The following is a 23,840-nucleotide window of genomic DNA, read 5'->3' on the forward strand; positions in this document are numbered from 1 at the left end:
ACAGGAGTGACTTCCCGAAGAGATCCCCGAAGAGATCCCCGAAGAGACCCCTGAAAGAAAAAACCCGCGCGGAATTTTTCTCCGGGAGATTCCCGGGCGGCGGGAGACGAAGACGGGAAAAGAAGAAGGTCCCGGTTCGTGAACGAACCGGGACCTTCTCCCAATGGGTGTGGCTGGGGCCGGGGTCGAACCGGCGACCTTCCGCTTTTCAGGCGGACGCTCGTACCAACTGAGCTACCCAGCCGCAGCGGTCCTGACGGGATTTGAACCCGCGGCCTCCACCTTGACAGGGTGGCGAGCACTCCAAACTGCTCCACAGGACCTTGCATTGTGCGAGTGGCGTGAACCAGTCTCGCACACGGTGGTGCGTGCCCCCAACGGGATTCGAACCCGTGCTACCGCCTTGAAAGGGCGGCGTCCTGGGCCACTAGACGATGAGGGCTGATGGCCCGCCTTGGTGCCGTTGCCGGCCCCCTCGGGGACGTGAGAAGCATATGGGATGGGAGGACCGTTCGCCAAAACGGTTTACCCGGGCCGGTCGGAGGGTGTCGCCGACCGGCCCGGGGACGGGGTGCCGTCCGGTGCCCCGGGCTGGTTCTCGCGGGGCAGGTGTCGACTGACCTCGGCGCGCGTCAGCCCCAGCCCGCCCAGCGTGATCTCGTCCCACGCCTGGAGCCGTCGGGTGGTGCGGTCCAGGTAGAGCACCGACGCCTGGACGGGCGCGGGCTGCTTGTCCTGGACGGCGCGCAGCCCGCCGCCGCCCGTGGAGCCCTCGACCATCAGCCGGGTGCCCTGGGGGAGCGTGCTGATCACGCGCTGATGGAGGTGGCCCGCCAGGGCCAGCGGGACCAGGCCGTCCGCCTCCGCCGCCGCGGTCGGGTTGTGGGCCAGCGCGATGTCGACCGGGGTGCCGGCCAGCCGCTGGGTGCGCAGCGCGTCGGCGAGTCGGCCGCCGGCGGTGCGCTCGGCCGCGTCGCCGGCCGCGACCGCCGAGCGGTCCGGGGTGAACTGCGGGTCGCCGACGCCCGCGATGCGCACCCCGGCCACCTGGGTGATCCGGCCGTCGTCGAGGACGGTGACGTGCCGGCGGCCGGCCAGGTAGCGCTGGGTGGTGCGCGAGTCGTGGTTGCCGCGGACCCACACGTACGGGGCGCCGAGGGTGGCGACCGGGTCCAGGAAATGGTTTTCGGCGGCCGAACCGTGGTCCATGGTGTCGCCGGTGTCGATGATCACGTCGATCCGGTACTGCTTCACCAGGGAGGCGATGATGTGCCAGCTGGCCGGGTTCAGGTGGATGTCGGAGACGTGCAGGACGCGGAGGGTGGTCGGGTCCGGCCGGTAGGCGGGCAGCGTCGAGGCGGCGTCGTAGAGCTTGCTGACGTTGGTGACCAGGCGCGCCAACTCCTTTTGGTAGACGTCGAATTCGCTGACGATGCTGCGCGCCGTGCCGACCACGGACGGGGCCGAGGAGAGCAGTCCGGAGAACCGCGGTTCCAGTACGGACTTGGGGTTCCAGGTGGCGTACGCGGCGGCCCCGGAGGCGGTGAGCAGGGTCAGCGCGAGGCCGCCGGCGGCCAGGGCGCGCCGCGGGCGGCGGTAGACGACCAGGCCCAGCGCGGTGGCGCCGCCGGCGACCGCGGCGCAGGAGGTCACCACCAGGCCGGCGGCGCCGCGCAGCACGTCTCGGGTGACCTGCTGCTGGAGTCCGGCGAAGCGCTCCGGGTGGTCCACCAGCGCGGCGGAGCGGACCGGGTCCAGCCGGTCGACGGCGACGTCGAGACGGACGGGGGCGCGGTGGCTGTCCAGTTCGAGGGCGCCCAGGGGCGGGACGGTGATCCGGGTGCCGCCGGTCAGCGCGGGGCGCAGCGCCATGGTGGTGTCCATCGGGCCGACCGGCGCCCGGACGTCGCCGAGGAGCAACAGCCCCAGCCAGGCGCCGAACAGGCTGACGGATAGCAGGCCGAGGGCCCGGGTGTACGAGCGTGTGGGCGGCGCGAGCGTGCTGTCCGGGGCCGGACGGCGGACGCGGCGGCGGAGGGCGCTGGGCGGCCGTCCCGCGGCGCCGGACCGGTCGCGTACGGCGGGGCGGCGGCGGGGGCCGGGCAGACGGAGGCGGGGGCGGCCTGGCGGGTCGGGGGGCGATGTCCGGGAGCGCGCGGCGCGGGCCATTGGTCCCCTATGCCCGCTGTGCCGTCCGTTATGCGGGAGGGGGTGGCTCCGCTCGCGCGCCCGGCGACGGGGAGCGGTGGCGGACAATGGTGGCGTGCTGGAAATGACGCGCGAGGAGTTCGAGGAACTGGTCGCCGAGGCGCTGGACCGGATCCCGCCGGAGCTGACCCGGCTCATGGACAACGTGGCGGTCTTCGTCGAGGACGAGCCCCCGGCCGACGACCCCGACCTGCTCGGGCTCTACGAGGGGACCCCGCTCACCGACCGCGGCGAGTGGTACGCGGGTGTCCTGCCGGACCGGATCACCGTCTACCGGGGGCCGACGCTGCGGATGTGCGACACGAAGGAAGACGTGGTCGCGGAGACGGAGGTGACGGTCGTTCACGAGATCGCCCATCACTTCGGCATCGACGACGCGCGGCTGCACGCGCTCGGCTACGGCTGAGGGACGCCGGGGCCGGCCCGGGCGCACCACGCGGGGCCGGCGGGCGGTCGGGGCGGGGGTGTCCGCCGCCGCGTGTCCTCAAGCGGGGGGCGGGAGTTGGGCAGGGCGTCCGACGCCGTCCCTGCGCTCCGGATCCGGAGGTCCCGCCCGTGCACCCGATGCCCCCTCGCCCGTCGTCCACCGCCGACCCCACCACCGCCAGGGCGCCGGCGCCCCCGCCGCCCGTGCGCGCGAGGGCGCGGTTCGCGGTCGCGGCGGTGACCGTCTCCGCGCTGGCCGCCTCGCTGGCCGGCTGCATGAGTGTCAGCGACCCCGGGCACCCCGCGCCGTCGGGCAGCGTCGCCCGCCCCGGCGACGGGAAGGGGAAGGCCGCCCGCCCCGGTGGGTCGGCCGCCGACGGGCGGGGCAACGGCTCGCGGCGGACCGGCCACGGCGGGCCCGCGAGGCCGGCGGGCGGGGACGCCGGGACGGGCCGCGAGGGTGATGCCGGGGCGTCGCCGAGCGCGGTGCCGTCCGCGTCGGCCTCGGCGTCGAAGGCGCCCCCGCCGGCCCGGCCGTCCGGCCCGCAGCCGGGGCCGGCCCATGGCGGGACCCCCGGCACGGACGGCCCGTCGGGGCCCGCGCAGCCCTCGCCGTCCCGGCCCGGCCACCCGTCGTCCCCGCCCGGCGCGCCGGGCTCCGGCTCGCCGAGCGTGCCGCCGAGCGGGCCGTCCGGCGGTTCCGCGTCGCCGGGCGGCGGCGTCCACGCGTCCGGTCCGTCGCCGCTTGTGCCGCAGGCCCCGTCGAAGTTCTCGCAGAAGTCCTCGGGCGCCGCGCACGCGTCCGAGTCGGGGGCCGGGGTCTCCTCGCTGTCCTCGCCGGTGTCGCCGCAGGTGGAGTGGGACGCCTGAGGGGCGGGCGGGCCGGGCGGGGAGGGGCGGTCGGGGGGAGCATTTGCTTTGCGGGGGGTGAGGTGCGTATGGTGGTAGATCGTTTGATCCCATTTGCCCGGCGCCCTGACCACAGCGCGCCGCGTGGCGCGTTCTCTCCCTTGCCGTGGCTGACCGCATTGAGGCGGTCTTTGTGAAATCACACGGAGTTGTGGGCGCGTGCCGAGACTCCGGAAGGTTTCGCATTTCGCATGTCCGTTTCCCCTGATCAGTCCGTCCTGCCCGCACACGACGAGCAGCCCGCGCAGCCGGTCTCCGAGGCCGTCGAGACCGTCGAGCCCGTCGAGGCAACCGCTGCGGCGGACGTCGTCTCCGAGGCCGACGTCGACACCGACCGCGCCGAGGACGCCGACGCCGACACCGTGACCTTCGCGGACCTCGGGCTGCCCGAGGGCGTCGTCCGCAAGCTCGCCCAGAACGGCGTCACCACCCCGTTCCCGATCCAGGCCGCGACCATCCCGGACGCGCTGGCCGGCAAGGACATCCTGGGCCGCGGCCGCACCGGCTCCGGCAAGACGCTCTCCTTCGGTCTGCCGACCCTGGCCCGCCTGGCCGACGGCCGCACCGAGAAGAAGAAGCCGCGCGCGGTCATCCTCACCCCGACCCGCGAGCTCGCGATGCAGGTCGCGGACGCCCTCCAGCCCTACGGCGACGTGCTCGGCCTGAAGATGAAGGTCGTCTGCGGCGGTACGTCCATGGGCAACCAGATCTACGCCCTGGAACGCGGCGTCGACATCCTCGTCGCCACTCCGGGCCGGCTGCGCGACATCATCAACCGTGGCGCCTGCTCCCTGGAGGACGTCCAGGTCGCCGTCCTCGACGAGGCCGACCAGATGTCCGACCTGGGCTTCCTGCCCGAGGTCACCGAGCTGCTGGACCAGGTGCCCGACGGCGGCCAGCGGATGCTGTTCTCGGCCACGATGGAGAACGAGATCTCCACGCTGGTCAAGCGCTACCTGACCAACCCGGTCAGCCACGAGGTCGACAGCGCCCAGGGCAACGTCACGACCATGACCCACCACGTCCTCGTCGTGAAGCCGAAGGACAAGGCGCCGGTCACCGCCGCGATCGCCGCCCGCAAGGGCCGCACCATCATCTTCGTCCGCACCCAGCTGGGCGCCGAGCGGGTCGCCGAGCAGCTGATCGAGGCCGGCGTCACGGCCGACGCGCTGCACGGCGGCATGACGCAGGGCGCCCGCACCCGGGTGCTCGCGGACTTCAAGGACGGCTACCTCAACGCTCTGGTCGCCACCGACGTCGCCGCCCGCGGCATCCACGTCGACGGCATCGACCTGGTCCTGAACGTCGACCCGGCCGGTGACCACAAGGACTACCTGCACCGCTCGGGCCGCACCGCGCGCGCCGGCCAGTCCGGCACCGTCGTCTCGCTGTCGCTGCCGCACCAGCGCCGGCAGATCTTCCGCCTGATGGAGGACGCGGGCGTGGACGCCTCGCGCCACATCGTCGGCGGCGCCGGTGCCTTCGACGAGGAGCTGGCGCGGATCACCGGTGCGCGCTCGCTCACCGAGGTCCAGGCCGATTCGGCGAACAACACCGCCAAGCAGGCGGAGCGCGAGGTCGGCGTCCTGGCCAAGGAGCTGGAGCGGCTCCAGCGCCGCGCCACCGAGCTGCGCGAGGAGGCCGACCGGCTGACCGCGCGGGCCGCCCGCGAGCGCGGCGAGGACCCGGCGGAGGCGCTGGCGGTGACCGCCGAGGCGGCCGCCGAGGCGGTGGCCGAGGCGGCGGCGGAGGCCGCGGTGCCGGCGCAGGCCGGTTCGGGCGACCGCCGGCCGTACGAGCGCCGGGACGACCGTCGTGACGAGCGGCGCGGCGAGCGCCGGGACGAGCGCGGGAACTTCGAGCGTCGGGACCGTCGGGACGACCGCGGTGGCCGTTCCTTCGAGCGTCGTGACGAGCGCGGTGGCGACCGTGGCGGGTTCGGTCGGGACCGTCGGGACGACCGTGGCGGCCGTTCCTTCGAGCGTCGTGACGAGCGCGGTGGCGACCGCGGTGGGTTCGGTCGGGACCGTGACCGGGACCGTCGGGACGACCGTGGCGGCCGTTCCTTCGAGCGTCGTGACGAGCGCGGTGGCGACCGCGGTGGGTTCGGTCGGGACCGTGACCGGGACCGTCGGGACGACCGTGGCGGCCGTTCCTTCGACCGCCGCGACGACCGTCGTGACGACCGCGGCGGCGACCGTGGCGGCGAGCGCGGCGGCTTCCACCGGGACCGCGGCGACCGTCCGAGCCGTCCGTTCGGCCGTGACGACCGCGGCGGGCGCCCCACCGGCGGCTACCGTTCCGGCGGCGGCGACCGTCCGTTCAACCGCGACGACCGCACCGGCGGCCGGCCGGTCTCCGGCTACCGTTCCGGCGGCGAGCGCCCGTACGGCCGGCGGGACGACCACCGCGGCTCCGGCAGCGCGTCCGGCTTCGGCCGCCGCGAGGACAAGCCGCGCTGGAAGCGCAACAGCTGATCCGGCGGTGGCTGGCCTCCTGACGGAGCGCCGCCCCTAGCCTGATGGCCTTCTCAGGGCCCGTACCGCACGGAAGTGCCGTACGGGCCCTGTGCGTTGGGGCGTCGGGCGCGAGGGCCGCCGGCGCGCGTGTTGGCGCGTTGCGGGGCGCGTGCCGTACCGGGTGCGCGGTGATCGCGGGCGCCTCGTAGGGCCGCGGGGCACGGGCGTGGCTGCGGAATCGGGGCCGGCGGGGGACGGCCACGGCACGCCGTGGATCGGCCAGATCCCCAATGCCTTCGGGCTGCGGCGCGTCCTCGGGCTATGCTGCTCGGTGCGGGCCATTAGCTCAATTGGCAGAGCAGTGGACTTTTAATCCATTGGTTCAGGGTTCGAGCCCCTGATGGCCCACCAGATGGAGCACGCGTGGTGCTCCTGCCATACGAGGAGCGGCGCCCCGACCGGGTACAGCGGTCGGGGCGCCGCTCGTTGTGCGTGCAGGGAGCGGAGCGGGAGCGGCGCGCGGCGTGGGGTGGTGCCGCGGGACGGGGCGTCCCGCCGATTCATTCGGCGGGCGTATGAGTCGGGCGCGGCGGCTATTTGTCCGGGCGGGTCGCCGAATTTAGCGTCGCCGGTGACGGACGGGGGAAATGGCACGGGCGTCGCCCGTCGGCCCGAGGGGGAACCTTGACGATCGAGTGCGTGAATTCCGCCGAGCGCGCGGGCGGCGGGGGAGAAGCGGGAGAAGGGGGCGGGCGGAGCGCGCGGCCCGCCGGCAGAGGGGACGGGGCGGCCCGCCGATGGCGGGCGTTCACCGGGCTGAGCATCATCAGTTTCCTGGGATGTATCGACCTCACCATCGTCAATACCGCGGCGCCGGCCGTTCAGCGGGACATGGGGGCCACGGTCACCGAGCTCCAGCTGATCGTCAATGTCTTCATCGTCGCGCTGTCGATGTTCATGGTGACCATGGGGCGGCTCGCGGACCGGTACGGGCGGCGGCGGGTGCTCTACACCGGGACCGTGGTCTTTGGCGTCGCCTCGTTGGCGGCCGGGTTCGCCGGGGACGTACGGACGCTGATCCTGTGCCGCTTCGTCCAGGGGGCCGCCTGCGCCGTGCTCTACACCAGTACCGGCGCCCTGGTCTCGGACACCTTCCCGCCGCAGCAGCGCGGCAGGGCCGTCGGGGCGCTCTACGGCGTCAACGGACTCGGCCTGGCGATCGGGCCGATGCTGGGCGGTCTCCTCGTCGGCTGGCTGGACTGGCGCTGGGTGTTCTGGCTGAACGTGCCGCTGACCGCCGTCGGGTTGGCGGTGTGCCTTTCCGCGGTACGGGAATCGCGGGAGCATTCCGCGGCGGCCGGAAAGCCGGACTGGCCGGGGCTGACGCTGATCAGCCTGGCGCTGCCCGCACTCGTCCTCGCGCTGACGCTGGGCGACGCCTGGGGCTGGACCTCCGCGCGCATTCTGGGTCTGCTGGCCCTGGGAATCGCCGGTGTCGTCGCGTTCTGTGTCGTGGAACGGAAAGTGACGGCGCCGATCGTCGACTTCCGGCTGTTCGGGAACCGCACTTTCCTCGGTGCGCTCACCGCCGATTTCTCCCTCGCGTTCTTCTACTGCCTGGCGTTCTTCCTGATGCCGCTGTACCTGGTGTCGGTGCGGCACTACGGGAGCACCGCGAGCGGACTGATGCTGCTGCCGTGCACGGCGGTGATGGCGCTGCTGTCGCCGGTGGTGGGGCGGCTGGTGGACCGGTTCCCGCCGCGGCTGCTGCTCTGCGCGGGGTTCGTGGCGTTCGCCCTGTCGGCGGCGTTGCAGGCGCAGTTCACCCGGGACAGCCACATCGCCTACGTGGCGGCGGCGTTCGCGTTGATGGGCATCGGTTGGGCGTTCGTCCTCGGGCCGGCCACCGTGGCCGCGCTCTCGGCCGTACCGGAGCGGCTGGCGGGGACGGCGGTCGGCTCGTCGTGGACCTTCCACAACCTGGGCGGGGCGATCGGGCTGACGGTGGGCATGGCGGTCTACCGCTGGTCGGCGCGGGACGCCCTGGACGCCGCGCTCGCCGCGCGCCACGTGCCGGGCGGCGAGTGGGCGGCGCGGGCCGTGGCCGATCCCGGGGCGGGGGCCGGGCTGTTGCGCGCGCACACCGGGTGGGACGGGCGCGACGTCGAGGCGCTCGCCGGCGACCTGTTCCTGCGGGGCAACCAGGCGGCGATGTGGCTGCTGTGCGGGGTGGCCGGGGCCGCGTTCCTGGCGATCGGGGCGGGGATGCGGGCGCGGCGCGGGACGCCGGGCGCGAAGAGCGCCGACGCGGCGGCCGGTTGAGGCGCCGGGACGGGCCGGGACGGGGGCGTGGGGCCCGTCGGGACGCGGCAGGGTCGGCCGGGAGCCGCCGGCCCCCGCCGGGCCGTCAGGGAGCCGACCTAGGATGCCGATCATGGCGATACCGGGCATCGAGCTGCACCACCTCCGCTGCTACCTGGCCCTCGCCGAGGAACGCCACTTCACCCGGGCGGCCGACCGCCTCGGTCTGTCGCAGCCCACGGTGAGCCGCACCATCCGCCGCCTGGAGGAGCTGCTCGGCTACCGCCTCCTGGAGCGCACCACCCGCCAGGTCGCGCTCACCGCGGCCGGCGAGCGGCTCTACGACGAACTCCGCGGCCTGCTGCCCCGTTTGGAGGCGGCCCTGCTGCCGGCACCGGAGGCGCCCGTCTTCCGCATCGGGTTCGCCTGGGGGTTCCCGGCCACCTGGCCGCAGGCCGCCATCGAGCGGTTCGAGGCGGAGACCGGTGTCGGGGCGCGGGTCCACCGGCGGGACGCGGCGCTGGCGGGGGTGGACAGCGGCGAGGTCGACGTGGCGATCCTGCGGGGGGATGTCGCCGTGCCGGGCCTGACGGCGGTGACGCTGCTGCACGAGCGGCGGATCGCGGCGGTCTCGGTGCGGTCCCCGCTCGCGGCGCGGGACGAGGTCGGCTGGCGCGAGCTGGCCCGTATGCCGCTGGTGCTGAACGAGACCGGCGGGCCGACGGACGGGGCGGACTGGCCGGCGGGGGAACGGCCGGAGATCGCCGTCCGGTGCGGGAACTTCGACGAGTGGCTGGAGGCGGTGGCCGGGAACCGGGGCGTCGGTGTCGTACCGGAGTCCATCGGCCGGCAACGGGTGCACCCGTTCCTCTCCTTCGTGCCGATCCCCGACGCGCCCCTGATGCCGCTGCAACTGGTCTTCCCCCGGCACAACGGGCATCCGCTGACCCGGCGCTTCCTCGCCCATGCGCGCGCCACGGTCCGGCAGTGCGAGGGCGGGGGCGGGGCGTAAGGGGCGGGGCCAGGGGCCCGTAGGTGGGGCCCGTAGGGGGTGGGGTGGCCCCAGCCCGGTCCTACCCCGTTCGGCTCAGGAGGACTCGCCGACCGGCGTCGCCCCGGCAAGCCTTGAAGCGGCGAGGCCCCGGGCCCCGTCGTCGCCCTCCCGCCGTCCGCCCGGCAGGCGAGGGGTGCGACGACCGGGCCCGGGGCCCGGCACGCGGCGGTGCCGGGCCCCGTTCCGGGCGCCACCGGGCGGCGGAGTGGGAAGAGGCCGGTGCGGATGGTACGAGGCGGCGAGAACCGCACGGGCGAGGGGGAACGACGGGGGCGCCGCTCCCGGATGTCCTCGCGCGGCCGCCGGCTGGCGCGCTGGCTCCCCGTCGCCATGATCGCCGTCGGCGTGCTCTTCGACCTGGTCACGCCGCCCGAGTACACCGCGGCCCCGTTCCTCGTCGCCGCCCCTCTGATCGCGGCCCCGCTGTTCTCCCCGTGGGCCACCGCCGGCATGGCCCTGGCCGCCATCGTCACCGAGGTCCTGCTCACCACGTACCACGGCTCCGCCGACTACCAGCAGTCGGTGACCGAGTCGAGCACGGTCGTCGTGGTAGCGCTGCTCGCGCTCGCCACCAACCGGGTCGTGCGGGTGAGCGACGCCCGGCTGGCCTCCGTACGGGACGTCTCGGAGGCCGCGCAACAGGCCCTCCTGCCGGCGCCGCCCGCCCGGCTGGCCGGATTCGGGATCGCCGCGCGCTACGTGGGCGCCCGGGCCGGCGCCCGTATCGGCGGCGATCTGTACGCCGTCCAGGACACCCCGCACGGCGTACGGATGATCGTCGGCGATGTGCGGGGCAAGGGCCTGGAGGCGGTGGAGTCCGCGGTGGTCGTCATCGGCGCCTTCCGGGAGGCGGCCGAGCAGGAGGCCACCCTGGAGGCGGTCGCGGAGCGGCTGGAACGGGCGCTCAAACGGGAGGGCGGGCGCCGCGCCGGCCTCGATGAACAGGAGGGCTTCACCACGGCCGTCCTGGCGGAGATCCCCGCCGAGGACCCGTCCGTGCTCCGGGTCCTCAACCACGGCCACCCGCCCCCTCTGCTGCTCACCCCGGACGGCGGCCTCCGGGAGCTGGCCCCGTCCGTCGCCGCGCTGCCGCTGGGCCTGGGCGACCTGGGGGCCCGGCCGGGCCGTTCGGACCGGACGTTCTTCCCGGCCGGGGCGCTGCTGCTGCTGTTCACCGACGGGGTGACCGAGGCCCGCGACCGGGACGGGCGGTTCTACGACCCGTGCGCCCGGTTGCGCGGCAGCCTGTTCAGCGGGCCCGACGACCTGTTGGACGTGGTGGTCGAGGACGTCGCCCGGCACACGGGCGGCGGGCCCGCGGACGACATGGCGCTGCTGGCGGTCCAGCGGCCCCTGGACGGGTAGGCCGTCGCCGCGGGCCGGCCGCCGGTGCGCCGCGCGACCGGGCGGGCGCGCTACGACAGCGCGGAAGGGAGCCAGTGCACGCTGCGGCCGTGCGGGTCGGTCAGCGCGACCGGGCGCTCGTCCAGGGCGAGGGTCAGCAGCGGCGTGTCCGCCGCCCCCGGGGAGCGGTGCTCCGGCGCCGTGATCCACGGCAGCACGCTGTGGTGCTCCTGGGAGATCCAGTGGCCCCCGCCGTCCCGTTCGGCGAGCAGCGACCGGACGAGGTGGGCGAACTCCTCGCGCCGGGCGGGCGGAAGGTGGTTCAGCGCCGCGCTGTGGAACACCACCAGCGTCGCCCCGGGCGGCACTCGGGCGGCCAGCGCCGGCAGCTCGTCGATCAGGTCGCCGCGCACCACGGTGGGTCGGGGCGCGGTCCGCGCCGCCTCCACGGCCGCCGAGAGCCGCGCCGTACGGGCCTCGTCACCGGGCCAGACGAGGGCGCGCAGCCACCGCAGGTCGTCCGCCTCCCCGAGGGGGTCCAGCGGCGCCGGGTCGATGCCGCCGCGCCAGACGACCTCGGGCAGGGCGCCGGGCAGTGCCGCCGCGCCGCCCTCGCCACCGGGCGCGAACCCGCTCGCGCGGCAGGTGAACGTGACCGGGCTGTCCGCGGCACCCGGGACGTCCACCGCGCGGCCGTCCTCCTGGACGTACTGGTAGCGGTACCGGTCCGGGTAGAGGCACAGCCCCGCCGACGTCCCGACTTCCAGGAGGGCCAGCGGCTGCGGCATACGGGCCAGCAGCGGCAGCAGGGTGGCGCACCGGGCCGGCTCGTCGGACCGGGCGGAGCGGCGCATGATCACCGCGCGGACCTCGTCCCAGTGCCGGATCGTCCACTCGCGCCAGCGCCCGTATGCCGCCGCGCCGCGCGGCCCCCATTCCGCGTGCGGACCGTCGAGTTGGCGCACCGCGGCGAGCAGGAGGTCCGGCTGCTGCTTGTGGCCGGCCGGCAGCGAAGCCGCGAGCAGTTCGCAGAGCTCGTCGTCGTGGCTGATCCGGGCGGACAGCTCCTCGTGGGCGTCGGACCGTCCCCGGGCCTGTTGCCGGGAGAACTCCCCGTACCGGAGCGCCATTTCCTGCGGGGTGCTGACCGTGTTCCCGGCGTTTCCGGTGTTCGCGACGTTGACGACCATGAGGCGACGTTACCGTCCTCACTCTCTGTGATCGAGGTGCGTCCCTCCGCGTAACAAGTGGCGCACAATCGTCGCGAGATCGTTTGGCGGGGTGGTGTCAACTCGCCCAGGTTGCATCCGAATTGAGGGTGAAAGTCCCTGCTATGGGCCCCTGCGAGGAGCTTGCGGAACCCCCGTGGATTCAAGGGAACGCTTGGATTTCCCTCGTCGTCTCTATTACTGTCCGATAACGGAGCGCGGTCGTCCCAGCCGTCGCCAATGGCGGCACCGTGCGCCGACGCCGAATCCCGCACGCGCTGTTCCCGCATGCCCAGAACGTCTCCGAGTCACCCGCCCGAGCCGGCTGTTCGCACGACCCGACCCGTGTCCTCGACCCGCGTCGAGTCGCCCGGATCAACCGGTTTCGCGGGACCCGCCGGATCCGCCTGGAATTGCCGTGAATTGAGTCGAGGGAACCGGGGAACCACCCTCTTGGGGTGAATCGGGCGCCTCTCGCCAAGCGGTGCCCGTAGGAGACCTTCCTGCTCCGAACCCGTCAGCTAACCCGGTAGGCGAGAAGGAAGGAAAGGAGTGCGCCCCCGTGGCGTCCAACAGGCCCACCCCACACGGCCCGTCCACCTATGGCCTCGGTGGCCCCGCCGACTTCAGTGGCGCGGTCGGCTTCGGTGCCCCCGTCGGTCCGGCCGGTCCCTCCGGGGCCGGTGCTCCCGTCCAGCCGTCCCAAGTCCCGCCGATCGCCGGTGGGTTGAGGGAAGGGCAGCCGCCCCAGGAGCCGTTCTCCCGCGACCTCTCCCACGGCCAGGCGTCCCCGGCGCCCCAGACCTCGCCGCCGCGCCATCGGTCGGCACAGGGCGTGCTGCCCGGTGACGCGCCGTCCCCCGGCCTCGAAGGCGAGGGCGAGGTCCGCGGCGAAGGCGACGGGACCGGCGACGCGTGGCTCCCGGCCGACGAGTCGAGCGACGACGACGGGCCGCTCCGCGCGCTCCGCGGCAAGCACCGGGTGGCTAGGGCGCGCAGCGGCGGTCTCGCGCGCGGCGGCACGGCACTGGGCGTCGGTGTGATCGCGGCGGTCGGCGCGAGCGGGGTGGCCGCGGCCCAGGGTCGGCCGCCGGTGCCGATATCGATGCCCGACCCCGGCGGGGCGGCCGACGGCGACGGCACGGGCCAGGAGACCGGCACGGCGCTCGCCGCCTCCGCCGGCCCCTCCGTCGCCCCCTCCCGGACCGGCACCGCCCCCGACGAGGCCGCCCAGGACGCCCGGCCCGCGGGCGCGGCCGAGGCGCTGCGCAACCGCATCCTCCAGCAGGCCGACGTCCGGCAGGACGACGCCCCGCAGGCCGACGCCCCCCAGGACGCCGCGGAGCCGGAGGCCGGTACGGGCGCCGAGCACGCCGCCGCCCCGCAGGCGGACCAGGGCGCCCCCGGGCAGCAGGGGGCGGCGGAACAGGCCGGCACCGCCGAGGAGCGCACGGAGGCCGCGCCTCCGGCGGCGCAGGGGACCGCACCCCGGGCGACGGCGGCCGACGCCCCGGCCACACCGGCGGCCGACCACCGCGCCCACCCGACGCGGACCTTCGTCGCGCCGGTCTCCTCGTACACCCTCGCCGCCGGCTTCGGGCAGGCCGACGACCGCTGGGCCGCGGACCACACCGGACAGGACTTCACGGCCCCAACGGGCACGCTGGTCAAGGCGGTTCACGACGGGACCATCACCCAGGCGGGCTGGGCCGGCGGGTACGGCTACCGCATCGTCCTCACCCTCGACGACGGCACGCAGCTCTGGTTCTGCCACCTGTCCTCCATGGTCAAGACGACGGGCAGGGTCCACACGGGCGACGTGATCGGCCGGGTCGGCGCCACCGGGAACGCCACCGGTCCGCATCTCCACCTGGAGGTCCGCCCGGACGCCGGCGCACCGACGGACCCGGTGTCCTGGCTGCGCGACCGCGGGACCACCGTCTGACGGACCGGCCGGCCGCCCACACCCCGTGGGCGGCCGACGGGACCGATCGGGACGCGGGCCCCGGACCCCGGACGGCTGCGGAACGAGGAACAACTCCCCACGTCCTGACGTTGCAACGGGCATGACCGTGACACACGCCCAAGGCTCCGCCCCCACTCCGAAGTCGCTCGGTTCGTTGTCCGTCTCCACCCTCTGCCTCGGCGGCAACGTCTTCGGCTGGACCGCTGACGAGGCCGAGTCCTTTGCCGTTCTCGACGCCTACGTGGCCGGCGGCGGCAACTTCATCGACACCGCCGACGTCTACTCGGCATGGGTGCCGGGCAACAAGGGCGGCGAGTCCGAAACCGTCCTCGGCAACTGGCTCGCGGCCCGCGGCAACCGCGACGACGTCGTGATCGCCACCAAGGTCGGCGCCCACCCCGACCACAAGGGCCTGTCCGCCAGCACCATCAAGACCGCCGTCGACCTCTCGCTGTCCCGGCTGCGCACGGACCACATCGACCTCTACTACACCCACTACGACGACGAGTCCGTCGAGGTGGGCGAGTTCCTGACCGCCCTCGACGACCTCGTCGAGGCGGGCAAGATCCGCGAGATCGCCGCGTCCAACATCTCAGCCCGGCGCCTCCAGGAGGCGCTGGACTTCTCCGACCGCGAGGGCGTGGCCCGCTACGTGGCCCTCCAGCCGCACTACAACCTCGTCTCCCGCGACACCTACGAGGGCGAACTCGCCGACGTGGCCGCCCGCAACGGCATCGCCGCCGTCCCGTACTACGCGCTCGCCTCCGGCTTCCTGACCGGCAAGTACCGCCCGGGCGCCAGCGTCGACAGCGCCCGCTCGGCGAAGGCCGCCGGCTACCTCGCGACCGACCGCGGCCGCCGCGTCCTGGAGGCCCTCGACACCGTCGCCGCGGCCCACGGCGCCGAGCCGACCACCATCGCCCTCGCCTGGCTCGCCGCCCGGCCCACCGTCGCGGCCCCCATCGCCAGCGCGCGCACGGTGTCCCAGCTCACGGCCCTGCTGGCGGTCAACGAACTCGTCCTCACCGACGCCGAGATGTCCCTCCTCACGGAGGCATCGGCCTGACGCGGCACGGCGGTGCGGGGGCCCGCACAGGCCCCCGCGCCGCCGGCCGCCGTCGGTCGCGCGGACCCGGCCCGGCCGTCTCAGCCGCGGCGGTCCGCCACCGCCCACGAGGCCAGGGCGACGCCGCCGGCCACCGCGAACACCGAAGGCCACGCCCCGATCTTCTTGGCCAGCGGGTGCGACCCCGCGAACGCCGCCACATAGGCACCGCTCAGCGCGGCAGCCGCCTTCGTACCGGCCTTCTGCTGCCAGCCCCTGGCCGCCACCGCCCCGGCGGCGGCCAGCGCGACGCCGCCCAACGGCCGCTTCTTGGTCCACCGGGCCACGCCGTAACCGCCCACCAGGCCCGTGGCCGCCACCACGCTCGTCGGTATCCCAGCCATCGCAGATCCTCCCTTTCACGGACAACTCCCACGAGCCTACGCGCGCCCGCATCCCGCGCGCGGAGCACGGCCTGGGGGACGGTTCAGCGCGCGGCGCCGGGCGGCGGCGCGGCTTCGTGCGGCGGGGCCGGGGCCGGGTGGCGCGCCGCCGAGGCCGGGCCGGTTCCCGCCGCCCCGCCCGCCCACGCCTGGAGCAGCGCCGGGCCCGCCCACGGCCGGTAGTGCCACAGGCGCTCCAGGAGTTCGCGTTCCCGGGCGGCGAAGTCCGGCGGCGGGCCCGTCAGATGGGCCCGGCGGCGGTGGAAGGACAGGGCGGTGGCCAGCGCCGCGTAGGCGGTGACGGCGCGAGCGGCGGCCGGGCCGTGGGTGCGGCGGGCGATGTCGCGGGCCAGCGCGCGGGTCCGCAGCGAGGCGAGGGCGGTGGGCTCCGGTGGAGCGAGCCAGCCGGTGGCGGTGTACGGGGCGAGGTAGTCGCGCACCGAGCGCAGCTCCTGCCGCCGGGCCCACAGCGCCAGCCAGGTCAGGACCAGCAGCACCGGGACCATGAACACGCCGTAGACGGTGAGGAAGCCGGCGTCGCCGAGGTTGGAGGCGGCGTTCCAGATGCCGTGCAGCAGGACCGCGGTGGCCAGGCCGAAGAGGATGAGCGCGGCACGGGCGCCGCGGCGCCGCGGATAGCGGGTCGCGGCGATCCCGAACGCCAGCCCGGTGAGGATCGTGAAGAGCGGATGCGCGAACGGGGAGACCACGATCCGCACGAAGAAGGTGCCGGCGGTGAGGGAGCTCAGACCGGTGTGCCCCAAGGACTGGTCCTCGCCGAAGGCGCTGCCCAGATAGAGGATGTTCTCGGTGAAGGCGAAGCCGGTCGCGGTGATCCCGGCGATCACGATGCCGTCCGTGATGCCGTCGAAGTCACGGCGGCGGAAGCGGTAGAGCAGCACGACGGCGGCGGCCTTCATCACCTCCTCGACGATCGGGGCGATGACCGTCGAGCCCCATGCCTGGGCCTCGGTCGGCGACGCGGAGGCGATGTTGTTGGCGAGCCAGTCGGTGGCGAAGCCGTTGGCCAGGACCGCGACCAAGGTGGCCGCGCACGCCCCCCAGGCGAACGCGAACGCCAGATTCCGCCAGGGCTCGGGCTCGATCCGGTCCAGCCAGCAGAAGGCCGCGATCAGCAGGGGCACCGGGAAGACGGCTAGTCCGACGCCGACCAGGAGGCCCTCGGTGCCGGTCTGCCGCCGGACGATGCCGAGGATGAGCACGCCGGAGAGCGCCAGCAGCGCGGCCAGCGCGATGGCCCGGACGGTCTTGCTGTGCCAGGGCGCGGACCAGCGCCGGGGCCCGCGGTGGGCCTCGGCGGGTGTGTACGGCGGCGGGCCGGCTGGGTGCTCGGGGAGCGGCGGCAAGGACGGGTACACCCATCGACCCTAACGAGGGTGGGACAGTGCGGGCATGCGGGTTTGTCGGGCCGGACCGGCGCGGGCGGGTGCCTCCGGGGCCGGGGCCCCGGAGGGCGGCGGCCCTCAGCCCCGGCGGCGGAAGAGCAGGTCGTGCACGACGTGCCCCTTGTCCAGTCCCTGGCCCTCGAACCTGGTGAAGGGCCGGAAGTCGGGCCGGGGCGCGTAGCCGTCGTGCAGGTTCGCAAGCGTCGGCTCGGCGGAGAGGACCTCCAGCATCTGCTCGGCGTAGGGCTCCCAGTCGGTCGCGCAGTGCACCAGGGCGCCCGGTGCGAGCCGGGTGGTCGCCAGCGCCACGAACTCCGGCTGGATCAGCCGGCGCTTGTGGTGGCGCTTCTTGGGCCAGGGGTCCGGGAAGTAGACGCGCAGGCCGGCGAGGGAGGCCGGGGCGAGCATCTCGCGCAGCAGGATGATCGCGTCCCCGTTGGCCACCCGGATGTTGGACAGGCCGTTCCGCTCCGCGAGACCGAGCAGACTTCCCTGGCCGGGAGTGTGCACATCGCAGCCGAGGATGCCGGTGCCCGGATCGGCGGCGGCCATCTGCGCGGTGGCCTCGCCCATCCCGAAGCCGATCTCCAGCACGACCGGCAGCCCGCCGAAGAACGCGTCGAGGTCGAGGCGGGAGAGCCCGTCGACGTCCACGCCCCAGGTGGGCCACAGGCGGCGCAGCGCCTCGCCCTGGGAGGCGGTGACGCGGCTGCGACGGGGCTGGAAGGAGCGGATCCGCCGCTCGTGGTGCGAGCCCGCGGGGTCGGCCGCCGGTCCCGTCCCGTCGGGGAACATCGGCTTGCCGCGCCGGGGCACGGCGGCCGAGACGGCGGTGGCACCGAGGGGGCGCGGTTCGTCCACCGGGGCGGCGGTCGCGGCGGCGGTGGTTTCGGGGGTGGCGGGGTTCTCGGACACAGTGGGTCGATTCTACGGACGCCACCGCGGCGGACGGGAACGCCGCCGGCGGCCATGCGCCGGGCAGCCCCCACCGTCACTCGAATCCGCAGGTCAGCGCGGCGCCGACCGGAATCCGGGCGGTCCCCACGGGCCCACGGCCGGACGGGCCCCGGCGCCCCTCACCCCGCGAGGCCCCCGTCCTGCGCCGCGCACTCCGGGAGCCCCAGCAGCCGGGTCACCCGCCGGGCCACCTCCCGCCCGATCGGGAGGGAGGCCGTGGCGGCCGGGGACGGGGCGTTGAGGACGTGGATCATGCCGGGGGACTCGGCGAACAGGAAGTCGTCGACGAGGGTGCCGTCGGGCAGCACGGCCTGGGCCCGGACCCCGGCCGGCGACGGCAGCAGATCCTCCTCCCGGGCGGCCGGCAGCAGGCGGCGGACCGCGTCCGTGAAGGCACGGCGGGACAGCGAGCGGTGGAGCTCGCCCGCGCCGTAGCGCCAGTGGCGGCGGGCTATCCGCCAGGAACCGGGGTAGCCGAGCGTGCCGGCGAGCTCGGTGGGACGGACGGTGCGCCAGTCGTAGCCCTCGCGGGCCAGCGCGGGGACGGCGTTCGGCCCGATGTGGACGGAGCCGTCGATGCCGCGGGTGAGATGGACGCCCAGGAACGGGAAGGCGGGGTCGGGGACCGGGTACACCAGCCCGCGGACCAGGGCGGCGCGCTCCGGTGCGAGGGTGTAGTACTCGCCCCGGAACGGCACGATCCGCATGCCCGGGGCGTCGCCCGCCAGCCGCGCCACCCGGTCGCAGTGCAGCCCGGCGCAGTTGACCAGGGCGCGGGCGCGGTAGACCGTGCCGCCGGCGGTGCGGACCGCGACCCGGCCGGGGCGGCGGGCGATGGTGGTGACCTCCTCGCCGAGGACGACCCGGGCCCCGTCCTCCTGCGCGAGGCGGGCCAGCTGCCGGGCCACCGCCCCGAAGTCGCAGATGCCGGTCGTGCCCACGTGGATCGCGGCCAGGCCGCGCACCTCGGGCTCGTACTCGGCGATCTGGGCCGGGCCCAGCTCCCGCACCGGCAGGCCGTGCTCGCGGCCGCGCTGGATGAGGCCGTGCAGCCGGGGCAGCTCGGCGCGGTCGGTGGCGACGATCAGCTTGCCGGTGACCTCGTGCGGGATGTCGTGCGCGGTGCAGAACTCGACCATCTCCGCCGCCCCCTGGAGGGCGAAGCGGGCCTTCAGCGAACCCGGTGGGTAGTAGATGCCGCTGTGGATCACGCCGCTGTTCCGCCCGGTCTGGTGGCGGGCCGCGGCGGGCTCCTTCTCCAGCACCACGACGCGTATACCGGGTGCCGCGCGCGTGAGGGCATGGGCCGTGGAAAGCCCCACGATCCCGGCACCGATCACCAGCACGTCGCAGTCGTACGCCGCCACTGCACCTCCCCAACCGCATGACCGCCGACCCGCCCGTCGCCGCGGGCCCGCGCGTCATCGCCGACGACGTAGTCCATCATGACGGGCGGCACCGACAATCCGCAGTGACCAGTCTGACCTGCGGCGACAGGCCCGCCGCGACGCCCCTTCGACGGCCGGCCCACAGACCCGCTCCCCGGCCCGTCCCGCCCGTGCCGCCGCTAGGCCGGCGCGGCCAGCAACGGCCGGGCCCGCTCGCGGAGTTCGACCACGCGGGGCTCGTCCCCGTACGGCTCCAGGCGGTGCAGCAGATCGCGCACGTACTCCGTGGTGCGGGCCGAGGAGATCCGGCCGGCGACCTCGACGGCGCGGGTGCCGGCGGCGCAGGCCGCGTCCAGATTGCCGGACTCCAGTTCGGCGACGGCGGACACCACGAGGCGCAGCCCGTGCGAGCGGACGAACTCCTCCGTCGGCCGGGACAGCGCCTGCTCGGTGAAGCGCCGCACCTGACGGGGCAGCCGCAGGTCCCGGTAGCACTCGGCGGCGTCGGCGGCGAAGCGCTCGTAGGAGTAGAAGTCCAGCCAGGACGGATCCGGATCGCCGCTGCGGGAGCGCTCCAGCCAGCCCTCGGACGCCTTCAGCGCCACCTCGCAGGCGCGCGCCTCCCCGGCCTTGGCCTGCGCCCGCGCCTCCACCAGCCGGAAGAAGCTCATGGTGCGGGCGGTGGCCAGGCCGCGGTTGCGCTCCAGGGCGGCCTGGGCCAGATCGACGCCCTCGTCGGCGAACCCGCGGTAGGTCGCCTGGAGGGACATCGACGCCAGCACATACCCGCCCAGGGGGACGTCGGCGGCGGCCCGCGCCAGCCGCAGCGCCTGGATGTAGTACCGCTGGGCGGCCTCCTGTTGGCCGGTGTCGAAGGCCATCCAGCCCGCCAGGCGGGTGAGTTCGGACGTCGCCCCGAAGAGCGCGCGGCCCACCTCGTCGCTGTACGAGGCGAGCAGCAGCGGCGCAGCGTCCACCCGGAGGCACTCCGGCACCATGGACGAACGCCAGTCCCCGCCGCCGTACTTGGAGTCCCAGCGCCGGGCGTCCTCGGCCGCCTCGCGCAGTTTGGTGACATCGCTGTGGCCGACGTGCTGCGGGGCTCCCGCGTCACCGGCGGCCGCGGCGTCCTTGTCCCGCGCCTCGGCCGTCTCCCGTGCCACCGAACTGTCGGTCGGCGATATCAGCCAGCGGGAGGTGGGGGTGGCGTAGGCGCTGACGGCGAAGGATCCGGCCAGGCTCTGCCAGATGCCGCCGCCGCTGCCCCGCCGTCCGGCGAGATCGAGGCGGTACAACTCGGTCGCCGAGCGCACCGCGGCACCCACGTCGCGAGGGAAGGCCAGCCCCACTTCGGGCGCCGGATCGGCATCGGCCAGCCCGATCTCGTGCAGCGGCACCGGGCGCCCGAGCTTGCTGCCGATCGCCGACGCGATCAGATGGGGCGCGGCGCCCTGGGGCACCATGCCCTTGGAGACCCATCGGGCCACCGACGTCTTGTCGTAGCGAAGCGTCAGGCCGCGTTGCGCACCGAGGTCGTTGACCCGGCGCGCCAGTCCGGCATTGCTGATTCCCGCGAGGGCGAGAACGGTGCCGAGCTTTTCGTTCGGCCCGCGTGTATCCCTGGACATGCGCACCCCTCGACACAGCGACAGCCGCCCCGTACCCCGGGGCATGCGTCCACCCAGAGTAGTTCGCCGGATCCCTACCGTTAAGGGTCGGTGTCTTGGATGGCGAGATTCGTGTTCAAACGGGGGTGCGGGAATTGGCATGTGCTCCGGGTACGTGTGCCCATGCGCCCGTGCGTGCGCGCTGGCCCCTCAACGACCCCCACGCTTCGATGAGTTCTGCGTGGGTCGGCCCGCTGCACTGGATCCAGTGGGCTGGGGGACACCGCCACCTCATTCCCCGCGGGTGGCGGTCCGGTCCGGGAGGCGCAGCCCGCTTCCCGGACCGTCGCGGGGGCCGGGCGCAGGTCCGGCCCACCGCGCCGCACGGCGCCGTATACGGGACGGTGTCCGGGCGTCAACTCGGCTGCGCGGCAAGGACTTTGGCCGAAAATCGACGGGTGATGCTTTCACGCCGTCCAGCGCCCCGGGGGCCACACGGGGGGCCACCCGGGGCCGCCGCCGGGCGCAGCCGCCGTCCCGACGGCGCCACACCGCCCCCGTGCGCCCCTCGCCGCGCCCGCCGCCCCGCCCGCGTCCGGGCCTCCTCCGCCACCTCCCGCAGGCCACCGCCATGGCAGCATGGTCCGCACGACAGCTGGGATATCCGCTGTACGGGGCGGTCGCCGGCCACCCCTGCGGACGGGGAATCGGGTGGAGGCGGCGATGCGCTGGCTGGTGGGGTGGAGCAGTGCCGCGACCGCCCACAGGGAGTGCCGGACGCTGCTGCCCGTGGGCGCCCAACTCCTGTGGGGCGACCCCGATCCCCTCTGGGCGGTGGGCGACTGGCGGCCCCACGAGGTGCGCGTCGTCCAGGCCGACCCGGAGACCCGACTCGCCGTCTTCGGGGTCTGCGGCGCCACCGACGACCAGTTGAAGGTGGGCCTGTTCGCCGCCCGTGGGGGCGCGCTGCGCCACCTGACCGCCTGGCCTGGCAGCTACACCGCCGTCGCCCAAGTGGGCCGCCGGATCACCGTCACCGGAGACCTGGCCGGCGCCCGGCCCGTCTTCCACACCCGGTGGGCCGGCGGGACCGCCTACGCCACCGCCGCCCTGCCGCTCGCCGACCTCGTCGAGGCCGGCCTCGACGTCGGCCATCTGGCCGCCCTGCTGGCCTGCCCGGACGCCCCCGAGGCGGTGGGCGCCGGCACCCCGTACGACGGGGTCCGCCGGATCCCGCCCGGCCACGCCCTGGTGCTGCGCACCGGCAGCAGCGAGATCGCCTCCTACGAACCGCCCGCGTCCCTGGCCGTCGCCGCCCCCCAACTCGCCCCGGAGCAGGCGGTGGACGGCGTCCGGGAGGCCCTCGTGGAGGCCGTGCGTGCCCGGCTGGCGGCCCCCCGCTTCGCGCCCGACCCGGACGGCCTCGACCGGCTCGACCCAGGCCCGGTGCCCGGCATGGGCCCCGCGGAGCGGCGCGCGGCGCGCGGCGGACCGGCCCCCGGCATCGGCGCCGACCTCTCCGGGGGCAGCGCCTCCGGAACCCTCGCCCTCCTGGCCGCCGGCCTCCCCGGGCAGCCCGGCCGGATCAACGGCCACGGCGAGCGCCTGCTGGCGGTCACCTTCAACGACCGCGCCACCCATGGCGACCGGGCCCAGCACGAGGCGGAACTGGAGCGTGCCCGCGGCATCGCCGAGGACCCCCGGCTGCACCACGTCGTCGTCGCCGCCGGCGAGGAGGCCCTCCCGTACACCGGCCTGGACGCCCTCCCGCTCACCGACGAGTCCGGCCCCTCGCTGACCCTGGCCGGCCGGCACCGCAGGCGGCTGCTGTCCGGCGGCGCCGACCACTTCGTCGGGAACGGCGCCCGCCAGGTCCTCGACGCCCACCCCGCCCGCCTCGCCGACCTCCTCATGGACCGCCGCCGGCGCCATCTGCTGCGCCCGGTCACCGCGCTGGCCAAGGCCGACGGCCCCTCCGCGCACTCGGTGCTGGTCCCGTTCACCGTCTACCGGGCCGCCCGGAAGCTCGCCCGCACCCCCTACGCCACCGGGATGGCCGAGGCCGCGCGCCACCTGATGGAGCGCCGGTTCGCCGACGAGCCGGTGGCCGGCGGCGCGGTGGACGCCTCCCTGGCCGCGCTCGCCTGGTGCCGCCCCGGGCCCGCGGCCCGCTGGCTCACGGGGGAGGCGCTGGCCGAAGTATCGGTTCGCCTCGGGGACGCGGCGCACCGTTCGCCCGCCGCGGGCCGCCCCGGCGAACGACGGGCCCGCGCCGCCCTCGCCCGCCAGGCCGCCGACCACCGGATCTTCGAGCAGGCCGTCGAGGTCCGCAGCCAGCGGCTGCACGCCCCCTTCCTGGACAACCAGGTGGTGCTGGCCTGCCGCGCCCTGCCGGACACCCTGCGGGTGCAGCCGGGCGCCCGGGCCGCCGTCCTGCGCGCCGTCCTGGCCGGCGCCGGCGTGCGGTACCTGCCGTCCGGCTGGGGCGCCGCCGCGCACCACACCCACACCGCCGCGGTCCGCGCCGGACTGCGCGCCGCGGTCGGCCCGTTGCTCCAGCTCTTCGACGCGCCACTGCTGGCGGACGCCGGCCTCGTCGAGGCGCGGGTGGTCCGCCGCGCGCTCCGCGCGGCGGCCGAGGGCGCCCCGGTGCCCCTGGACGGTCTGGCCGAACTGGTCGCCGCCGAAGTGTGGTTGCGCCGGCTGCTGGCCCGCCGCGGCTCGTGCTGGACGGGCGCGCAGGCGCCCCGGCAACGGGCGCTCGCCGGGGGCGTGGTGCGCGCGCGGCTCTCCTGACGCGCCCGGCGGGCCGCCTCACCGCCCGGGGCGAGGCGGCCCGCCGGAACCCCCGGGCGCCCGCTCTCCACGGGGCGGACGCCCGGCGCACGACCGCGTCCCGGTGCGCCCAGCAGAACGGCGCGACCCACGGCGCACCCGAGGCCCCGCACGCCGGGGAAGCGGCGCGTACGCGGGCGATCACACCGCCGACCACGCTGCCGTCCCTGCGCCCCGTACGACCCCGGCACCCCACACGTCCTGACCGCCCGCCGAGCCCTGACCGCCCGCCGAGCCCTGACGGAATCCCCGGCCCTGACGGATCCCTCGACCGTGACGGGCCC

16 protein-coding genes, 4 tRNA genes and 1 riboswitch are annotated in these 23,840 nt (G+C 75.3%); of the genes, 10 read left to right on the forward strand and 10 right to left on the reverse strand.

What is annotated here, in order from left to right:
- Positions 1-170: 170 nt before the first annotated feature.
- From SNOUR_RS21395 to SNOUR_RS21410, 4 genes are all read right to left on the reverse strand, one after another.
- Positions 171-244: transfer RNA gene (locus tag SNOUR_RS21395), tRNA-Phe, on the reverse strand.
- A 4-nt stretch (positions 245-248) separates the two neighbouring features.
- Positions 249-323, reverse strand: a tRNA-Asp gene (locus SNOUR_RS21400).
- 46 nt (positions 324-369) lie between these two features.
- Positions 370-442: transfer RNA gene (locus SNOUR_RS21405), tRNA-Glu, on the reverse strand.
- A gap of 83 nt (positions 443-525) precedes the next feature.
- Positions 526-2,169, reverse strand: coding sequence for a metallophosphoesterase family protein (locus tag SNOUR_RS21410; RefSeq protein ID WP_067349634.1), 1,644 nt, complete (start codon positions 2,167-2,169; stop codon positions 526-528).
- A gap of 94 nt (positions 2,170-2,263) precedes the next feature.
- Between SNOUR_RS21410 and SNOUR_RS21415 the strand changes: the two genes are divergently transcribed.
- The 7 genes from SNOUR_RS21415 to SNOUR_RS21445 all read left to right on the forward strand — a co-directional run bounded on the left by SNOUR_RS21415 (position 2,264) and on the right by SNOUR_RS21445 (position 10,722).
- Positions 2,264-2,614: a metallopeptidase family protein gene (locus tag SNOUR_RS21415; protein ID WP_067349637.1), complete on the forward strand. Its 351-nt coding sequence runs from the start codon at positions 2,264-2,266 to the stop codon at positions 2,612-2,614.
- A 158-nt stretch (positions 2,615-2,772) separates the two neighbouring features.
- Positions 2,773-3,504: a hypothetical protein gene (locus SNOUR_RS21420; RefSeq protein ID WP_174717889.1), complete on the forward strand. Its 732-nt coding sequence runs from the start codon at positions 2,773-2,775 to the stop codon at positions 3,502-3,504.
- Positions 3,505-3,734: 230 nt separating this feature from the next.
- Positions 3,735-6,020 carry a DEAD/DEAH box helicase gene (locus SNOUR_RS21425; RefSeq protein WP_067349642.1) on the forward strand — a complete coding sequence of 762 codons (2,286 nt, stop codon included), beginning with the start codon at positions 3,735-3,737 and terminating at the stop codon, positions 6,018-6,020.
- 317 nt (positions 6,021-6,337) lie between these two features.
- Positions 6,338-6,413 (forward strand) — tRNA-Lys (locus SNOUR_RS21430).
- Between the two features lie 405 nt (positions 6,414-6,818).
- Positions 6,819-8,324 (forward strand): MFS transporter, encoded by a 1,506-nt coding sequence (locus SNOUR_RS21435; protein ID WP_067358594.1) that lies wholly within the window; start codon positions 6,819-6,821, stop codon positions 8,322-8,324.
- 112 nt (positions 8,325-8,436) lie between these two features.
- On the forward strand, positions 8,437-9,315 hold the full coding sequence (locus SNOUR_RS21440; protein ID WP_067358596.1) for a LysR family transcriptional regulator: 879 nt from the start codon (positions 8,437-8,439) through the stop codon (positions 9,313-9,315).
- 267 nt (positions 9,316-9,582) lie between these two features.
- Positions 9,583-10,722, forward strand: coding sequence for a PP2C family protein-serine/threonine phosphatase (locus SNOUR_RS21445; protein ID WP_067349645.1), 1,140 nt, complete (start codon positions 9,583-9,585; stop codon positions 10,720-10,722).
- Positions 10,723-10,772: 50 nt separating this feature from the next.
- On the opposite strand, the gene SNOUR_RS21450 is transcribed toward SNOUR_RS21445, so the two are convergent.
- A complete protein-coding gene (locus tag SNOUR_RS21450; protein WP_079142815.1) occupies positions 10,773-11,891 on the reverse strand; it encodes a DUF2332 domain-containing protein in 1,119 nt (372 codons plus the stop codon).
- Positions 11,892-12,313: 422 nt separating this feature from the next.
- A riboswitch (cyclic di-AMP (ydaO/yuaA leader) is annotated at positions 12,314-12,460 on the forward strand.
- Positions 12,461-12,471: 11 nt separating this feature from the next.
- On the opposite strand from SNOUR_RS21450, the gene SNOUR_RS21455 reads away from it, so the two are divergent.
- Both SNOUR_RS21455 and SNOUR_RS21460 read left to right on the forward strand, forming a co-directional pair.
- Positions 12,472-13,854, forward strand: coding sequence for a peptidoglycan DD-metalloendopeptidase family protein (locus SNOUR_RS21455; protein ID WP_067349648.1), 1,383 nt, complete (start codon positions 12,472-12,474; stop codon positions 13,852-13,854).
- 121 nt (positions 13,855-13,975) lie between these two features.
- Positions 13,976-14,941 carry an aldo/keto reductase gene (locus tag SNOUR_RS21460; RefSeq protein WP_067349651.1) on the forward strand — a complete coding sequence of 322 codons (966 nt, stop codon included), beginning with the start codon at positions 13,976-13,978 and terminating at the stop codon, positions 14,939-14,941.
- 80 nt (positions 14,942-15,021) lie between these two features.
- Here the strand turns inward: SNOUR_RS21460 and SNOUR_RS21465 are convergent, their stop codons facing one another.
- The 5 genes from SNOUR_RS21465 to SNOUR_RS21485 form a co-directional block, all read right to left on the reverse strand.
- Entirely contained in the window at positions 15,022-15,324 is a 303-nt protein-coding gene (locus SNOUR_RS21465; RefSeq protein WP_026247493.1) for a hypothetical protein, read from the reverse strand.
- Between the two features lie 83 nt (positions 15,325-15,407).
- Positions 15,408-16,742: a PrsW family intramembrane metalloprotease gene (locus tag SNOUR_RS21470; protein ID WP_312633085.1), complete on the reverse strand. Its 1,335-nt coding sequence runs from the start codon at positions 16,740-16,742 to the stop codon at positions 15,408-15,410.
- 105 nt (positions 16,743-16,847) lie between these two features.
- Complete coding sequence (gene trmB, locus SNOUR_RS21475; RefSeq protein ID WP_099055715.1) at positions 16,848-17,684, reverse strand: tRNA (guanosine(46)-N7)-methyltransferase TrmB; 837 nt, start codon at positions 17,682-17,684, stop codon at positions 16,848-16,850.
- Positions 17,685-17,845: 161 nt separating this feature from the next.
- Positions 17,846-19,093: an L-2-hydroxyglutarate dehydrogenase gene (gene lhgD, locus SNOUR_RS21480; RefSeq protein ID WP_067349654.1), complete on the reverse strand. Its 1,248-nt coding sequence runs from the start codon at positions 19,091-19,093 to the stop codon at positions 17,846-17,848.
- Between the two features lie 200 nt (positions 19,094-19,293).
- Positions 19,294-20,742 (reverse strand): NsdA family TPR-like regulatory protein, encoded by a 1,449-nt coding sequence (locus SNOUR_RS21485; RefSeq protein ID WP_039635071.1) that lies wholly within the window; start codon positions 20,740-20,742, stop codon positions 19,294-19,296.
- Between the two features lie 702 nt (positions 20,743-21,444).
- Here SNOUR_RS21485 and SNOUR_RS21490 point away from each other — a divergent pair.
- Positions 21,445-23,517 carry an asparagine synthase-related protein gene (locus SNOUR_RS21490; protein WP_067349657.1) on the forward strand — a complete coding sequence of 691 codons (2,073 nt, stop codon included), beginning with the start codon at positions 21,445-21,447 and terminating at the stop codon, positions 23,515-23,517.
- Positions 23,518-23,840: the final 323 nt, after the last annotated feature.

The sequence above is a fragment of the Streptomyces noursei ATCC 11455 genome (assembly GCF_001704275.1).
Classification (GTDB): Bacteria; Actinomycetota; Actinomycetes; order Streptomycetales; family Streptomycetaceae; genus Streptomyces; species Streptomyces noursei.

Bases quoted from the DNA above. Each gene is read 5' to 3' on its own strand.
- SNOUR_RS21460 (WP_067349651.1), top strand. From the start codon at position 13,976: ATGACCGTGACACACGCCCAAGGCTCCGCCCCCACTCCGAAGTCGCTC.
- SNOUR_RS21425 (WP_067349642.1), top strand. From the start codon at position 3,735: ATGTCCGTTTCCCCTGATCAGTCCGTCCTGCCCGCACACGACGAGCAG.
- SNOUR_RS21485 (WP_039635071.1), bottom strand. From the start codon at position 20,742: ATGTCCAGGGATACACGCGGGCCGAACGAAAAGCTCGGCACCGTTCTC.
- SNOUR_RS21450 (WP_079142815.1), bottom strand. From the start codon at position 11,891: ATGGTCGTCAACGTCGCGAACACCGGAAACGCCGGGAACACGGTCAGC.
- SNOUR_RS21445 (WP_067349645.1), top strand. From the start codon at position 9,583: ATGGTACGAGGCGGCGAGAACCGCACGGGCGAGGGGGAACGACGGGGG.
- SNOUR_RS21420 (WP_174717889.1), top strand. From the start codon at position 2,773: ATGCCCCCTCGCCCGTCGTCCACCGCCGACCCCACCACCGCCAGGGCG.
- SNOUR_RS21440 (WP_067358596.1), top strand. From the start codon at position 8,437: ATGGCGATACCGGGCATCGAGCTGCACCACCTCCGCTGCTACCTGGCC.
- SNOUR_RS21465 (WP_026247493.1), bottom strand. From the start codon at position 15,324: ATGGCTGGGATACCGACGAGCGTGGTGGCGGCCACGGGCCTGGTGGGC.
- SNOUR_RS21410 (WP_067349634.1), bottom strand. From the start codon at position 2,169: ATGGCCCGCGCCGCGCGCTCCCGGACATCGCCCCCCGACCCGCCAGGC.
- SNOUR_RS21490 (WP_067349657.1), top strand. From the start codon at position 21,445: ATGCGCTGGCTGGTGGGGTGGAGCAGTGCCGCGACCGCCCACAGGGAG.